The organism is Stenotrophomonas sp. MH181796, assembly GCF_009659995.1.
In the GTDB taxonomy this organism is placed as follows: domain Bacteria; phylum Pseudomonadota; class Gammaproteobacteria; order Xanthomonadales; family Xanthomonadaceae; genus Stenotrophomonas; species Stenotrophomonas riyadhensis.
Genome location: NZ_RAHU01000003.1, coordinates 14,847 through 29,724 on the forward strand (window position 1 = coordinate 14,847; position 14,878 = coordinate 29,724).

A 14,878-nucleotide genomic window follows, 5' to 3' on the forward strand; every position below is an offset into this window, starting at 1 on the left:
TGGTCGGTGGTCTGCACGGTGCGGGTTCCCCTTGGTATCTGTCTGTTGCGTTGGTTCGAAAGTGGTGTCTGTTTTCTGGCGCTTCGGAGGGCGGCGTCAGCTGATCGTTCCGACCAGCTTCAGGCGCTTGTCCTCCGGCACCTCGCTGTAGGCCAGGACCGACAGCGACGGAACGCTGTGGCGGACCAGGCGGGCCAGCGCGGCACGCACCGGGCCAGGTACCAGCACGACCGCGGGCTCGTTGCGGGCTTCCTGCTTGCTGACACATTCGGCCAGGCTCTGGTGCAGTCGCTCAGCGAGTCCGGGTTCCAGCGCGGCGCCGTTGCCCTGCGTGGACTCCTGCAAGACACGTTCCAATTGCGGGTTGAGGGTGAACACCGGCAGCTCCGCCGACATTCCGGCGATCTCCTGCACGATGAAGCGGCCCAGCGCGGTACGCACGGCAGCGGTCAGCACCGCCGGGTCCTGGCTGTTCGGAGCGTGTTCGACCAGTGCTTCGGCGATCTTGCGCAGCTGGCGGATCGGAATGCGCTCGACCAGCAGGTTCTGCAGCACGCGCACCACCGCCGACAGCGGCAGTGCCTTCGGTGTCAGATCTTCGACGAGCTTGGGCGCACTCTTGGCCAGGTTGGCCAGCAGGTGCTGCACTTCCTCGTGGCCGAGCAGTTCCGGCGCGTGTTCGCGGATGAGGTGCGAGAGGTGGGTGGCGACCACGGTGGCCGGATCGACCACGGTGTAGCCCAGCGTTTCGGCCTGGGCACGCTGGTGCGGCTGGATCCAGGTCGCGTCCAGGCCGAACGCGGGGTCCTTGCCGGCGATGCCTTCCAGCGCGCCGAGGGCGCTGCCCGGGTCCAGCGCCAGTTCGCGGTCGGGGTGGATCTCGGCGGTGGCCACCGGTACGCCGTGCACCAGCACGCGGTAGCCGTTGGCCGGCAGTTCCAGGTTGTCGCGGATGTGCACCGACGGGATCAGGAAACCGACGTCCTGGGTGAGCTTGCGCCGCACGCCCTTGATGCGTGCCATCAGTTCGCCGCCCTGGCTGCTGTCCACCAGCGGGATCAGCCGATAGCCGACCTCCAGGCCCAGCGGATCGACCGGGCGCAGTTCGTCCCAGCTCAGTTCGGCGGTCGGAGCCGGTGCCGCCGGGCGGCCGAGTGCGTTGAGCGCGGCAGCGTCATTGCCTGCGGCTGCCGGATCGGTGGCCGCGGCCTTGCCCTTGCGGTAGACCTTCCAGGCGATGAAGCCGAGGATCGCGGACAGCGTCAGGAAAGCGACGTTGGGCATGCCGGGCACCAGGCCGACCACGCCGATGATGCCGGCGGTGATCGCCAGCGCGCGGTACTGGCCGAACACCTGGCCGGTCATGGCCTGGGCCATGTCCTGCGAACGCGAGGCGCGGGTGACCAGCATGGCCACGGCGCTGGAGACCAGCAGGGCCGGCAGCTGCGCCACCAGGCCATCACCAATCGACAGCAGGGTGTAGGTGGCAGCGGCATCGCCGAACGGCATGCCATGCTGCAGCACGCCTACGGCCAGGCCGCCGAGCATGTTGATGAACAGGATCAGGATGCCGGCAATGGCATCACCACGGATGAACTTGCTGGCACCGTCCATCGCACCGTAGAAGTCGGCTTCCTCGCGGACTTCCTCGCGGCGCAGCTTGGCTTCTTCGCGCGTCAGCAAACCGGCGTTGAGGTCGGCGTCGATCGCCATCTGCTTGCCGGGCATCGCGTCGAGGATGAAGCGTGCGGTCACTTCCGAGACGCGGCCGGCGCCCTTGGTGATGACCACGAAATTGATGATGGTCAGGATCGCGAACACCACGATGCCGACCGCGTAGTTGCCGCCGATCACGAATTCGCCGAACGCGGCGATGACCTTGCCCGCGGCGTCGTGGCCGTTCTGGCCGTTCAGCAGGATGACGCGGGTGGAGGCTACGTTCAGCGCCAGCCGCAGCATGGTGGTGATCAGCAGCACGATCGGGAAGATCGTGAAGTCCAGCGGGCGCTTCACGTAGACCACCGCCAGCAGCACCATCAGCGAGATGGCGATGTTGAAGGTGAACAGGGCATCGAGCACCGGCGCGGCCAGCGGCACCACGACCATGGCCAGCAGGGCCAGCACGATCAGCGGTGCGCCAAGGCCCTGGCGGATCATCTCCAGGGCGCGGCGGGTGTTGAAACCGGCGGAGGGCTGGGCGCTCACGGGCGGCCTCCCTTGCCGAATTCATCCACCTGGATGTGCGGGGCGTCCGGCATCGGACCAGTGCGCCAAGCGCGCAGCTGGTAGACGTAGGACAGGACCTGGGCGACGGCCGAATACAGTCTCACGGGGATTTCCTTTCCGAGTTGGCCTTCCCGATACAAGGCCCGTGCCAAAGGCGGGGCGGAGACGATCGCCACCTTGTTGCCGTCGGCCACTTCACGGATGCGCAGGGCGGTCTCGTCCACGCCCAGGGCGACCACGGTGGGGGCGTTCATGGCGCCGCCCTCGTACTTCAGGGCCACCGCGTAGTGGGTGGGGTTGACCACCACCACGTCGGCGGTGGGCACCGCCTCCATCATCTGGCGGTTGGCCATCTGCTGCTGCAGCTGGCGGATGCGGCCCTTGACCTCGGGGCTGCCCTCGCTTTCCTTCATTTCCCGGCGCAGCTCTTCACGCGTCATCTTCAGCTTGCGCATCCAGTTCCAGCGCTGGTAGGGCGCATCGATGGCGGCCAGCACCAGCATCGCGCCGGCGGTGGCCAGCAGCAGGCGCAGGGTGAAGCCCAGGCCGTCGGTGATGGCGGTCTCAAGCGGGTGGTGGATCAGCCCGCGCAGGGTGTCGAAGCCGGTCCACACCACCAGCCCGGCGGCGACGCCGACGAAGGCCACGCGCAGCAGCGATTTGGTGAACTCGGCGATGGCTTCAGGGCCATACAGGCGCTTGAGCCCGCTCATCGGGTTCATGCGGTTGAAGTCGGGCATCATCGCCTTCTGCGACCAGCGCAGGCCGCCCATCACCAGCGGGGCGACGAAACTGGCCAGCAGGCAGACCAGCACCAGCGGCGCGATCACCAGCATGAACTGCAGCAGCAGGTCGCCGAAGTGGCCGAACAGTTCCTTCGGGTTCTGCCGCAGGCTCTGCTCAGGGCTGAGTGCGTGCTTCATCCAGGCGCTTGCACCACGGCCGATCGAGCCGCTCATGGCCATCACCGCCAGCACGCCAGCGCCGAACACGGCGGCCGTGCCAAGTTCGCGCGAGCGCGGCAGGTTGCCCTGTTCACGGGCGTCGCGCAGGCGTTTTTCGGTAGGTTGTTCGGTCTTTTCGCCGGCGGATTCGTTCTCGGACATCACGGGCACTGCGGCAGGGGATGCCGGGGTGCGTGCAAGAACCGTTCCGTGATGGGTTCATGTGCCAACCAAGGTTGGCACCTACCAGAGCAGGTACCGGCAGCCCCGGGGCGTGCCCGGTGGGCGCGCGGCCCGGTGTCAGCCGGGCGGGTGCTGCGTCGGCGGGCTCTGCGCCAGCTCCACCCGTGGCCGGGGTAGGTCATGCAGCTGCATGAAGCGCGCCGCGTCGACTGGGCGGCCGAGCAGGTAGCCCTGCAGGAAGTCGCAGCCCAGGCGCTCCAGGTAGGCGCGCTGTGCGGCGGTCTCCACGCCCTCGGCCACGATGTCCATGTCGAGCGCGTGGCCCAGTGCCACGATCGCCGAGACGATCACCACATCCTCGGCGCTGTGCTCCAGATCGCGTACGAAGGCATGGTCGATCTTGATCTCGGTGGCGGGCAGCCGCTTCAGGTACAGCAGGCTGGAGTAGCCGGTGCCGAAGTCATCGATGGAGATGCCCACGCCCAGCGCCGACAGCGCCTGCAGCAGGCGCAGGCTGGCATCGGTATCGCGCATGACCGTGCTTTCGGTGATTTCCAGCACCAGGTGGCGTGGGGCAATGTCGTAGCGTTCGATCACTTCGCGCACATCCTGCAGCAGGTGCGGCGAACTGAACTGCACCGGCGACAGGTTCACCGACATCGACCAGCCCTCGTGGCCGGCATCGTGCCAGCGCCGCAGCTGCAGGCAGGCCTGGTCCAGCGCCCAGCGCCCGATGTCGTTGATCGCACCGCTGCGTTCGGCCAGCCGGATGAAGCGGTCCGGCGGGATCAGGCCATGCTCCGGATGGCGCCAGCGGATCAGCGCTTCGGCACCGGCCACTTTCTGCGTGGCTACCTGGATCTTCGGCTGGTAGTGCAGGAACAGCTGCTCGCTGCCGATGGCCCGGCGCAGGTCGGCCAGCAGCCGGAACTGTTGTTCGGCGCTGTCATTCATCCAGTCGGCGAACAGCACGAAGGCGTTGCGTCCGGATTCCTTGGCCTGGTACATCGCTGCATCGGCAAAGGCCATCAGCTGTCGCTCGCTGGCAGCGTGGTCGGGACAGATCGCCACGCCGATGCTGGCGGTCACCTGCAGTTCGTTGTCGGCCAGCAACGGACCGCTGCCGACCGCCTGCAGGATGCGCCGAGCCAGGGTCGGCAGGTCCTCATCGTGCTCGATGCGTACCACCAATACGAATTCGTCACCGCCCAGACGGGCCAGCATGTCGTTGGGCCGAAGCAGCTGGCGCGTGCGTTCGGCCACCGCCACCAGCAGTGCATCACCGGCCTGGTGGCCATAGGCATCGTTGACCTGCTTGAAGCCATCCAGGTCCATGAACATCACCGCGAAGCGGCTGCCGCCCTGTTCGGCCTCGGCCAGCGCCTGCACGATGCGACGCTGCAGCAGCAGGCGGTTGGGCAGGCGGGTAAGCGGATCGTGCAGTGCGGCCTGGGTCAGTTCCTGCTGGGCGTCGGTCAGCGAGGTACTCAACAGGGAATTGCGCAGGCGCAGCAACTGCGCCTCCACCCGCTGGTCCAGCCAGGAGACCACCAGCACCACGGCCAGGATGGCGACGGTCAGCACCACCACCAGCATGGCCAGCCATTCGCTCTGCAGCCCGTCGCCGACGGCTGCGCCGCAGATGCTGCCTTCCGGAAAGCGCGCGGCGGCCATGCCGGTGTAGTGCATGCCAACGATGGCCAGCCCGAGCAGGCCGGCAGCCGCGAGCCGGTCGCCGACACGGGTGCGCTGCGCGCGCAGGCGGAACGCCACGTACAGCGCCGTCCACGAGGCGGCCACCGCTACCATCAGCGAGAACAACAGCCAGCCCGGGTCGTAGTCGATGCCAGGCTGCATGCGCATCGCCGCCATGCCAACGTAATGCATGCCGGCAATGCCGGTGCCCATCAGCAGTGCGCCACCGGCCAACCGCGGGTGGGGCAGGGTGCGCAGTGAAACCAGCCATAGCGCGAACACCGATGAGGCGATCGCCAATGCGAGGGAAAGCAGGGTGATCGGCAGGTCGTAGCCGAGCGGAATGGGCAGGTCGAAGGCGAGCATGCCGATGAAGTGCATCGACCAGATGCCCAGGCCCATGGCGAAGCCACCACCGAGGCGCCACCACCAGGCCGCGCCCTTGCCGGGTGCAGTGACCGTGCGCCCGGCCATGGCCAGCGCGGTGTACGAAGCCATCACGGCAACCAGCAGCGAGATCGCCACCAGCCACGGGTTGTACGTGCCTACCAGCATTCGTCAGTCTCCCGGACCTGCCTGTCGACGGAAACCACGGTGGGGCATGCATGAGGCAGGCCGACGCAGGGCGGCGGCCACGTGCGGCATCCCCCCGGTTGCCGCGCATTCACTCTAACGCGCGGACCCGGGGGAAGGGCAAGCAGCAAAGCGTGAAATTGCGCCCCCTGTAGAGCCGAGTCCATGCTCGGCTAGTGTTCCGGCCAATGGCAGCCGAGCATGGGTTCGGCTACAGAAACGAATGCATGGCAAGCGGCAATGCGTGATGACAGGGTCAGTGTGTGACCGCGTCCGCAGCCTGGAAGGCGGCATCGAACAGGCGCTGTACCGGCGGGCCCATTTCCCCGGCCAGCAGCGCCAGCAGGAACAGGCCCAGCAGCAGCGAGACCGGCAGGCCGAGCTGGATCGGGTTCAGCGCCGGGGCGGCACGGGCCAGGACGCCGAACGCCAGATTCACCGCCAGCATTGCCACGGTCAGCGGGATCGCCAGGGTCAGTGCGCCGCGCAGCACGGTCAGCAGGAAGGTCGGGGCGATGCTGAAGAAGGCGTGCGGGTCCGGCAGCGGGGCGCCGATCGGCAGCGCCCGGTAGCTGTCCACCACCAGCGAGATCAGCGCCAGGTGCCCGTTGGCGGTGAAGAACAGCAGGCCGAACAGCAGATAGAACCACTGGCCGATCACGCCGGAGGTGCCGCCACGCAGTGGGTCACTCATCTGCGCGAAGGCCAGGCCGGTGCCCTGGGCGATCAGTTCACCGGCCATCGCGCCGGCTTCGAACACCAGTCGCAGCAGGAAGCCGATGGCCACGCCGATGGCCAGTTCACGGGCGATGGTCAGCACGGTGGGGGCATCGAAACCGGTCCAGTCCGGAACCGGCGGCAGCAGCGGCGCCAGCGCGATGGCCAGGGTCCCAGCCAGCACCACGCGCACTCGCGCGGGAACGGCACGGGTACCAACCATCGGCATGGCCATGGCCACTGCGCCGATGCGCAGCATGGTCCACAGCACGGTGCCGATCATGCCGAAGGCCTGCAGGCCGTCGGCAGCCATCTGGGTGGCGGCGTCCATCGAGGCGCGTGTCCTAGCCGATCAGGTGCGGGATGCGCTGGAACAGCAGCGTGGTGAATTCAACCAGGTGGCCGATCAGCAGGCTGCCCAGCGCGAACAGCACCGCGGTCAGCGCCGCTGCCTTGGCGACGAAGGCGATGGTCGGTTCGTTCAGCTGGGTCGCAGCCTGTACGACACCGACCACCACGCCGACCACCAGCACGGTGAGCAGCAGTGGGCCGGCCACCCACAACACAGTAATCAGGCCGCCACGCAGTTCGGTCAGGGCAAGTTCGGGAGTCATTCGGGTTCCATCTGCTTATGTAGCGTCGAGCCATGCTCGACTGCGCTTTGCGGGGGATATCAGGCCGGATTGAAGCTCGCCGCCAACGTGCCCACGGTCAGCACCCAGCCATCCACCAGCACGAACAGCAGGATCTTGAACGGTGCCGACACCAGCATCGGCGACAGCATCATCATGCCCATCGACATCAGCACGCTGGCCACCACCAGGTCGATGATCACGAACGGGATGAAGATCAGGAAGCCGATCTCAAAGGCGGTCTTCAGTTCGCTGGTGACGAACGAGGCGACCAGCACCGGGAATGGGATCGCATCGGGGCTGGCGTAGGTGCCATGCCCGGCGATGCCGGCAAAGGTCATCAGGTCGGTCTCGCGGATCTGCGCCAGCATGAAGGCGCGCAGCGGCGTGGTGGTCAGCGTCCAGGCGGTCTGGAAGTCGATCTCGCCGTTGAGGTACGGCGCCATGCCGGTGCTCCAGGCCTTGTCCCAGGTCGGCAGCATGATCATTGCGGTGAGGAACAGGGCCAGGCCCAGCAGCACCTGGTTGGACGGCGTCTGCCCGGTACCCAGTGCCTGGCGCAGCAGGCCCAGCACGATGATGATGCGGGTGAACGAGGTCAGTACCAGCAGCATGGACGGGATCAGGGTGATCGCGGTCATCAGCAGCAGGGTCTGCAGCGGCAGGCTGACCGGCGCACCGCCGATCTTGCCGACATTGATGTCCGGCAGCGGCGTGGTCGGGGCACCGGGTGCGGCGAATGCCAGCGCCGGCAACAGGCACAGGGCGAGCATCAGCAGCCACGGCATCAGGGTGGCAAGACGGGTACGGGTGACACGCATGTCAGGGGTCCTTGCGCAGCCGCTGTTGAAGCAGCTGGGCGAAATTCGGAAGATTCTTGAAGTCCGGCACGCGCACCGGCGCGGGCGGCGGCAGCGGTTCGGGCAGGGTGTGCAGGGTGTTGATGCCGCCAGCGGTGACGCCCAGCAGCAGCTGCTGGCCATTGACCTCGACCACCACCACGCGCTCCTTGGCACCGACACTCAGGCTGGCGACCACCTTCATGCCTTCGGCCGGGCGGAAGCCGCTGCCGGGCAGGCGCTTGAGCAGCCAGCCGAGGCCGATGACCAGCGCCAGCACTGCCAGCAACGCCAGCACCGCACCGAACAGGCTCGGTGCGGCGGCTGCGTGCTGGCCGATCTGCGGGCCGACCGGAGCGGCGGTCTTGCCGACCGCCAGCAGGGTGGAGGCCAGCAGGCTCAACGCAGTCTCCGGATCCGCTCGCTCGGGCTGACCACGTCGGTCAGGCGCACGCCGAAGCGGTCGTTGATCACCACCACCTCGCCGTGGGCGATCAGGGTGCCGTTGACGAAGACATCCAGCGATTCGCCGGCGCCGCGTTCCAGTTCCACCACCGAGCCCTGGTTGAGCTGCAGCAGGTTGCGGATCGGCAGGCGGGCGCGACCGACTTCCAGCGACAGGGTCACCGGCACGTCAAGGATCACGTCCAGGTTCAGGTCCGGACCGTTCGCCTCATCGGCCTGCAGGCTGCTGAACTGGGCCGGGGTGGGTTCGAGGGCGTCGATATCGTTCATTGCGGGTCTTCCTGGATGACGGGTACGCGCGGGCGGGTGCCCGGCGGATGGGTAGCAGTGATCTTCACGGCGTTCATGCCGTTGGCGATGCCGAACTCGCCGGTGAACACCGGGATGTTCTCCACGCACAGCGGCACCTGCGGGCTGAGCTCGATCGGCAGGATGTCGCCGACCTTCAGCTGGGTCAGGTCACGCAGCGTCATGCGCTTGCTGGCCAGCACGCTGGACAGGGTCACCTCGGCGATGTTGAGCTGTTCGCGCAGGGTCTGGCCCCAGCTCTCGTCGCGATCATTGCGGTCGCTCTGGATGCCGGCGTCGAGCAGTTCGCGGATCGGCTCCAGCATCGAGTACGGCAGGGTCACGTGGATGTCGCCGCCACCGCCGTCGAGCTCGACGTGCAGGCGGCACACCACCACGTACTCGCGCGGCGTCACGATGTTGGCGAAGTGCGGGTTGATCTCCGAGTTGATGTACTCGAAGTCGACGTCCATCACCGGTGCCCAGGCCTCGCGCAGGTCGGCGAAGGTCTGCTTCAGCAGCAGGTGGATCACCCGCATTTCGGTGGCGGTGAACTCGCGGCCTTCGATACGGGTCGGGTAGCGCCCGTCGCCGCCGAAGAAGTTGTCGACGATGGCGAACACCAGGGTCGGCTCGAACACGATCAGGCCGGTACCGCGCAGCGGCTTGAAGCGGATCAGGTTCAGGTTGGTCGGCACATACAGCGAGTGCATGTAGTCGTTGAACTTGATCAGTTCGATGCCACGCACAGACAGTTCCGCCGAACGGCGGATCAGGTTGAACAGGCCGATCCGCCACAGGCGCGCGAAGCGCTCGTGGACCATTTCCAGGGTCGGCATGCGACCGCGGATGATGCGGTCCTGGCTGGCGAAGTCGTAGGAACGCGCCTCGCCTGACGGCGGTTCCGGATCGGTTTCGACCGCGCCACTGTCCACGCCGTGGAGCAGGGCATCGATCTCATCCTGGGACAGCAGGTCATTCATCGGTGGGCCCTTACTGGGTCACGAAGCTGGTGAACAGCAGATCGTCGGCGCCGTTGCTGCCGGTCTCGGCCTTGAGCACTTTCTGCACTTCGGCCAGCGATGCGGCCTGCAGCTTCTGCCTGCCGGCGATGTCGGCGATCTGGTCGGGGCTGACCTGCGAGAACAGCATCAGCAGGCGTGCGCGGATGGCCGGGGCATGCGTCTTGATCGCTTCCAGTGCGGCCGGGTCGCGGGTCATCAGCTGCACTTCCAGCTGCAGGTAGCGCGGGCCGTCGACCGGGCCGTTGAGATTGACCACGAAGGCCGGGTCCAGCGCGAAGTACTGGGCCGGTGCCGGGGTCGTGGTCTTCTTCGGGGCCTGCGCGGCCTTGTCTTCGTGCTTGGACTGGGTGAAGAACCAGACGCCGCCACCGGCGGCAGCGGCGGCCAACACGGCCACCAATGCGGTGATCAGGATCGGACTACGCGGCTTGGCGGTCTTGTCCTTCTCGGCGGTCTTCTTGGTTTTGTCAGCGGCTGCGGCCACGAGGTGAAGCTCCTGAGGGTTGCTTCACCGGGATATGCAAGGGGTGTGCCGGAGCCGGGGCAGAGGGGGGCGACGGAATTCCGTCGGGGTGCCGGTGGGGCCGTGCGGAGCAAGCTCCGCACCCACCAACGCGATACGGGTAGGTGCCAACCGTCCCGCTCTGGTGGGTGCCAACCTTGGTTGGCACGTCTGTCAGGCGTACGCGTCCAGCAGCCCGCGCTGGCGGATCAACTGAGTGGACGACACGCTGGTGTCACCCGGCGACGGTTCTCCGTCACCCGCGATGCCGCCACGACCGGCCTGGCCCGACGCATTGCCGTCACCACCGGGGCCCTGGTGGCCAACATCGGCGTGGGCCAGCTGGAAACCCTGTTCGCCCAGCAGTTCACGCAGGCGTGGCAGGCTGCTTTCCAATGCCTGGCGCACCTCCACGTGCGGACTGCTGAAGCTGGCGTGCACCTTGTCGCCGTTCAACTGCAGGCGAACATCCACCGGGCCCATGTCATCCGGACTCAGCCGGATGTGGGCGTGGCCGATCTTCTGGTCGGCCAGCCAGCCCAGGCGCGCACCTATGGCCTGGTCGAAACCATCGTCACCGAGCACCGGCTTCGGCGTCGGCTCGCCATTGAAGATGGCATTGCCGGTGGCCAGCGCGGCCTTCAGATCCTGCACGGCCGCGTTGCCCGGCGCATGCAGCAGCGGCGCCATGGCGCGGTCGCCGATGAGGGATGCGTCGCTGCCTTCGCCACGCTCGCTGCGCTTGCCGGGCAGCACCATCTCAGGCAACGGCAGCGTGGCCGCCTGGTCAGTGGCGCTGCTGGCGGTGGACGATGTGGCAGCCGCCGCTATGGACGGCAGGGCCGCTGCGACCGGCGCTGCAGCGGGTGCGGGCAGGGCGTTGCCGCCTGCGTCGCTGGCCGTCACTGCCGCGGCTGGCAGAGCGCTGGCAGGATCGGCAGGCGCCGGTATCGCCAGCACCAGCCCGGCCAGGCCGAGCGGTGGCCAAGGGGCTTCCTCGCTCGCGGCCGGGGTGTCCTTTTCGGCAACCGGCTTGGCCGGTGCTGCGGGCACCGTGGCGGCGGGCTCGTCGGGGGCGGCAGCGCTGTCCGGCCTGCGATCGGCGCCGGCCTGGCCGTTGCTGTCGGACGCTGGACTCTGCGTGGACGGCGTCGGCGTACTCGACGGCTTGGCAGGCGCATCGGCGCCCGTGGCGCCCCCCTGCAGCAGCTGGCTGAACTCTTTGCTGCCGTCACCGCGTGGCGCGCGCGTTGCGCTGCTGCCGGAATTCTGTGGCTGCGCGTTGGAACTGCCGGCCAATGGGGTGGGCATCACGAGCGGCCTCCCTGCTCGGTGCCGTCCTGGTCTTCGGCCTGCACCAGTCGTGCGCGACGCGCGCCAATGTCATCCATCTCGCGCTGGTCACGGCGGTCGGTCACCACCTTTTCCTGTGCGCGGTAGCTAGCAGCCAGCTGTTCCAGCACGGCCTTGTCACGGCTGGCCAGGATCAGCCGCGCGCGCTCGGCTTCCACTTTTTCGCGGTTGCCATCCACGGTGCGCTGCTGCTGCTCCACCGCGCTGTCGAGGCGGTCGAGGAAGGCACGCCGGTTCAGCAGCTGCGCCGGACTGGTCGCCGCCATCTGGGCGTTGGCGTACTCCTCGGCGTAGCGGCGCAGTTCGTCCAGTCGCGATAGATGGGTGTCGAGCACGCGCTGGCGTTCGGCAAGGTCACGGGCAACCGCGTCCTCGTGTTCCTGGGCCCGCTTGAGCAGGGGATCGATGCGCTTGGACTGGTTCATGGCTTAACTCTCTTGTTCCACCAGGCGCTGCAGTGCCGCCTGGCTGTGCGGGAGATCTGCGGCCTTGGCAACGTCCTGGCCGAGGAACTCCATGATTTCCGGCCAGCGCTCCAGGGCTTCGTCGGTGGCCGCGTCGTTGCCGCGCTGGTAGGCGCCGATGGCGATCAGGTCGCGGTTGGCCGAGTAGGCCGAGACCAGCCGCTTCAGCTTGCGGATGCGCAGGCGCCACGGTTCGTCGGCGATTTCCGTGACCACGCGGCTGACCGACGATTCAACGTCGATGGCCGGGTACAGGCCACTGTCGGCCACGCGCCGCGACAGCAGGATGTGGCCGTCGAGGATCGCGCGCGCCGCATCGGCAATCGGATCCTGCGGATCGTCGCCTTCGGTCAGCACGGTGTAGAACGCGGTGATCGAGCCGCGGCCCTTGGCACCATTGCCGGCGCGTTCGACCAGTGCCGGCAGCTTGGCGAACACCGACGGCGGGTAGCCGCGGGTGGTGGGCGGTTCGCCCACCGACAGGCCGATCTCGCGCTGCGCCTGGGCGAAGCGGGTCAGTGAGTCCATCAGCAGCAGCACGTTCAGGCCCTGATCGCGGAACCACTCGGCGATGGCGGTGGCACGGTAGGCGCCGTGCAGGCGCGCCAGCGGCGGACGGTCGGCGGGGCTGGCGACCACCACGGCGCGGCGCAGGCCTTCTTCGCCCAGCGTGGTCTCGACGAAATCGCGCACTTCGCGGCCACGTTCACCGATCAGGCCGACCACGATCACGTCGGCGGCGGTGTAGCGGGTCATCATGCCCAGCAGCGTCGACTTGCCGACGCCGGAACCGGCGAACAGGCCGACACGCTGGCCGCGGCCGATCGGCAGCAGCGCGTTGATCGCGCGCACGCCCACGTCCAGCGGCTGGGTAATGGGTTCACGCGCCAACGGATTGATCGAGACGCCGGCCATGCCGACATGCCCTTCGGCGCGGATCGGGCCCTTGCCATCCAGCGGCACGCCGTCGCTGTCGATGACGCGGCCAAGCAGGCCTTCGCCCACTTCCACGCCACCGCGGCGCGCCGATGGCACCACCCGCGCATTGGGCAACAGGCCATGCAGCTCTGCGCTGGGCATCAGGTAGGTGCGCTCGCCGGCGAAGCCGACCACTTCGGCATCGACCCAGCCACCATCAACCACTTCCACCTTGCAGCTGGCGCCGAGGGGCGCCTCGCAGCCGACGGCTTCCAGGGTCAGGCCGACCGCGCGGCGCAGTACGCCTTCGCGGATCAGGCCGCGGCCATGGGCGGTATCCACACGCAGGCCATCGAGGCGACGGGCCAGGCGCAGGTTGCGGGCCATGGCCCAGTCGGCCGGTGGCGGCGTCGGCTGTGGATCGGGGGTCATGCATTGGCTCCGGTCTGGCGGATCACCGCGTCCAGCGCGCCGCGCAGGCGGGCTTCCAAGGTGCCGTCGATGCGCACCGCTTCGGCGTGCACGCGAAGATCGCCACGGCTCAGGCTGGTATCGGGCACCAGGCGCTGTTGCGGCGGCAGGCTCAGCAACGGGGCGAGGGCGGCGATGTCATCCGGGTGCAGCCGCACTTCCACTTCCCGGGTGCTGCCACCCACCGCGTCAATCGCCTCACCGACCAGCTGTGCCAGCAGTGCCGGGTCAGCTTCATAGGCGCGACCGACCAGCGCACCGGCGATGCGCACCGCCAGCTCACCCAGTGCGCCGACCACTTCGTTCTCCAGCCGCACCAGTGGTCGGCTGAAGTTGTCGAGGATGCCTTCGATCTGCGCAGCGAGGCGACGCACTTCGGCCTGGCCCTGGCCGTAGCCTTCGGCATGGCCGTGCTGGAAGCCTTCCTTCTCGGCGCTGTCCTGGATCGCCTGGATCTCCTCCAGGGTCGGTAGTTGCAGCGGCGGTTCGGGTTCGTGTTCCGGGTCCGGCTCGGTGAGCTCGAACGCATCCTCCTGCTCCAGTGCCGGTTCGGGCTGGGCCAGCAGGTCCGGGGCAAGCCAGCGCACGACGTTGCTCACAGCATGGCCTCCGCGCTGCCACCAATGGTGACGGTGCCTTCATCGGCCATGCGCTTGACGATGGCCAGGATCTCGCGCTGCGCGCCTTCCACGTCGGACAAGCGCACCGGGCCGCGGGCTTCCATGTCTTCCAGCAGGATTTCCGCCGCGCGCTGCGACATGTTGCGGGTGATCTTGTCGCGCACCTTGATGTCAGCACCGCGCAGGGCCAGGCCCAGGCGCTCGCCGCTCACTTCACGCAGCACCAGCTGCATTTCGCGGTCGTCGAGGTCGACCAGGTCGTCGAACACGAACATCAGGTCCTGGATGCGGTTGCTCAACGGCGCATCGATGCGCGCGATTTCGCCCAGGATCGCCTGGTCCTGGCCGCTGTCCATGAAGTTCAGGATGTTGGCCGCGCACTGCACGCCGCCAATGTTGGACGACTTCAGGTTCTGGTTGCCGGCGAACTGGCGCTCCATGATCTCGTTGAGTTCATTCAGCGCATTCGGCGGAATGCCGTCGAGGGTGGCGATGCGCAGCAGCACGTCCACGCGGGTACGGTCCGGCAGCAGTTTCAGCGCGTCGGCGGCCTGGTCGGTTTCCAGGTGCGCCATCACGATGGCGATGATCTGCGGGTGCTCGTTGCGCACCAGATCGGCCACCGCACGCGGGTCCATCCACTTCAGTGCGTCCAGGCCGGTGGTGTTGCGGCCGAGCAGGATGCGGTCGATCAGGTTGCCGGCCTTCTCGCTGCCCAGCGCCTGCACCAGCATGTTGCGGATGTAGTCGTCGGAGCCCACGCCCAGCGAGGTCTTCGAGCCCAGTTCCTGGCCGAACTGGTCCATCACCCGTTCCACCTGTTCGCGGGTGATGTCGGTCATGGTGGCCATGGCGATGCCGATCTTCTGCACTTCCTTGGGTTCCATGTGGCGCAGCACTTCGGCTGCGTCCAGCTCACCCAGGGACAGCAGCAGCACAGCCGCGCGCTGCACACCGGTCAGT

At 67.7% G+C, this 14,878-nt stretch carries 15 protein-coding genes; all 15 read right to left on the reverse strand.

The features are described 5' to 3' along the window. Positions 1-96 precede the first annotated feature (96 nt). Positions 97-2,157: a flagellar biosynthesis protein FlhA gene (gene flhA / locus D5301_RS07460; protein WP_153855598.1), complete on the reverse strand. Its 2,061-nt coding sequence runs from the start codon at positions 2,155-2,157 to the stop codon at positions 97-99. Between the two features lie 44 nt (positions 2,158-2,201). Beyond that, complete coding sequence (gene flhB, locus D5301_RS07465; RefSeq protein ID WP_153855269.1) at positions 2,202-3,332, reverse strand: flagellar biosynthesis protein FlhB; 1,131 nt, start codon at positions 3,330-3,332, stop codon at positions 2,202-2,204. Between the two features lie 138 nt (positions 3,333-3,470). Beyond that, positions 3,471-5,603 carry a bifunctional diguanylate cyclase/phosphodiesterase gene (locus tag D5301_RS07470; protein ID WP_110712215.1) on the reverse strand — a complete coding sequence of 711 codons (2,133 nt, stop codon included), beginning with the start codon at positions 5,601-5,603 and terminating at the stop codon, positions 3,471-3,473. A 274-nt stretch (positions 5,604-5,877) separates the two neighbouring features. Next, entirely contained in the window at positions 5,878-6,669 is a 792-nt protein-coding gene (gene fliR, locus D5301_RS07475) for a flagellar biosynthetic protein FliR (protein ID WP_153855270.1), read from the reverse strand. 13 nt (positions 6,670-6,682) lie between these two features. Beyond that, positions 6,683-6,952, reverse strand: a complete 270-nt coding sequence (locus D5301_RS07480) for a flagellar biosynthetic protein FliQ (protein ID WP_012510965.1) — start codon at positions 6,950-6,952, stop codon at positions 6,683-6,685. A 59-nt stretch (positions 6,953-7,011) separates the two neighbouring features. After that, entirely contained in the window at positions 7,012-7,791 is a 780-nt protein-coding gene (gene fliP, locus D5301_RS07485) for a flagellar type III secretion system pore protein FliP (RefSeq protein ID WP_049421888.1), read from the reverse strand. Position 7,792: 1 nt separating this feature from the next. Next, positions 7,793-8,212: a flagellar biosynthetic protein FliO gene (gene fliO, locus D5301_RS07490; protein ID WP_110712217.1), complete on the reverse strand. Its 420-nt coding sequence runs from the start codon at positions 8,210-8,212 to the stop codon at positions 7,793-7,795. Beyond that, positions 8,209-8,544, reverse strand: a complete 336-nt coding sequence (gene fliN / locus D5301_RS07495; protein ID WP_005409543.1) for a flagellar motor switch protein FliN — start codon at positions 8,542-8,544, stop codon at positions 8,209-8,211. The genes fliO and fliN overlap by 4 nt, the downstream gene beginning before the upstream one ends. Beyond that, the gene (gene fliM / locus D5301_RS07500) at positions 8,541-9,545 is read right to left on the reverse strand and encodes a flagellar motor switch protein FliM (protein ID WP_049431106.1); all 1,005 of its coding nucleotides are present in this window, start codon (positions 9,543-9,545) and stop codon (positions 8,541-8,543) included. The genes fliN and fliM overlap by 4 nt, the downstream gene beginning before the upstream one ends. Positions 9,546-9,555: 10 nt before the next feature. Beyond that, positions 9,556-10,071: a flagellar basal body-associated FliL family protein gene (locus D5301_RS07505; protein WP_324187284.1), complete on the reverse strand. Its 516-nt coding sequence runs from the start codon at positions 10,069-10,071 to the stop codon at positions 9,556-9,558. A gap of 192 nt (positions 10,072-10,263) precedes the next feature. Continuing rightward, a complete protein-coding gene (locus tag D5301_RS07510; RefSeq protein ID WP_153855271.1) occupies positions 10,264-11,400 on the reverse strand; it encodes a flagellar hook-length control protein FliK in 1,137 nt (378 codons plus the stop codon). Further along, positions 11,400-11,867, reverse strand: coding sequence for a flagellar export protein FliJ (gene fliJ, locus D5301_RS07515; RefSeq protein WP_110712220.1), 468 nt, complete (start codon positions 11,865-11,867; stop codon positions 11,400-11,402). The genes D5301_RS07510 and fliJ overlap by 1 nt, the downstream gene beginning before the upstream one ends. A 3-nt stretch (positions 11,868-11,870) precedes the next feature. Then, complete coding sequence (locus D5301_RS07520) at positions 11,871-13,256, reverse strand: FliI/YscN family ATPase (RefSeq protein WP_088435729.1); 1,386 nt, start codon at positions 13,254-13,256, stop codon at positions 11,871-11,873. Continuing rightward, the gene (locus D5301_RS07525; RefSeq protein WP_110712221.1) at positions 13,253-13,894 is read right to left on the reverse strand and encodes a FliH/SctL family protein; all 642 of its coding nucleotides are present in this window, start codon (positions 13,892-13,894) and stop codon (positions 13,253-13,255) included. The genes D5301_RS07520 and D5301_RS07525 overlap by 4 nt, the downstream gene beginning before the upstream one ends. Continuing rightward, on the reverse strand, positions 13,891-14,877 hold the full coding sequence (gene fliG / locus D5301_RS07530) for a flagellar motor switch protein FliG (protein WP_024958226.1): 987 nt from the start codon (positions 14,875-14,877) through the stop codon (positions 13,891-13,893). Before fliG ends, D5301_RS07525 begins: the two co-directional genes overlap by 4 nt. Position 14,878: the final 1 nt, after the last annotated feature.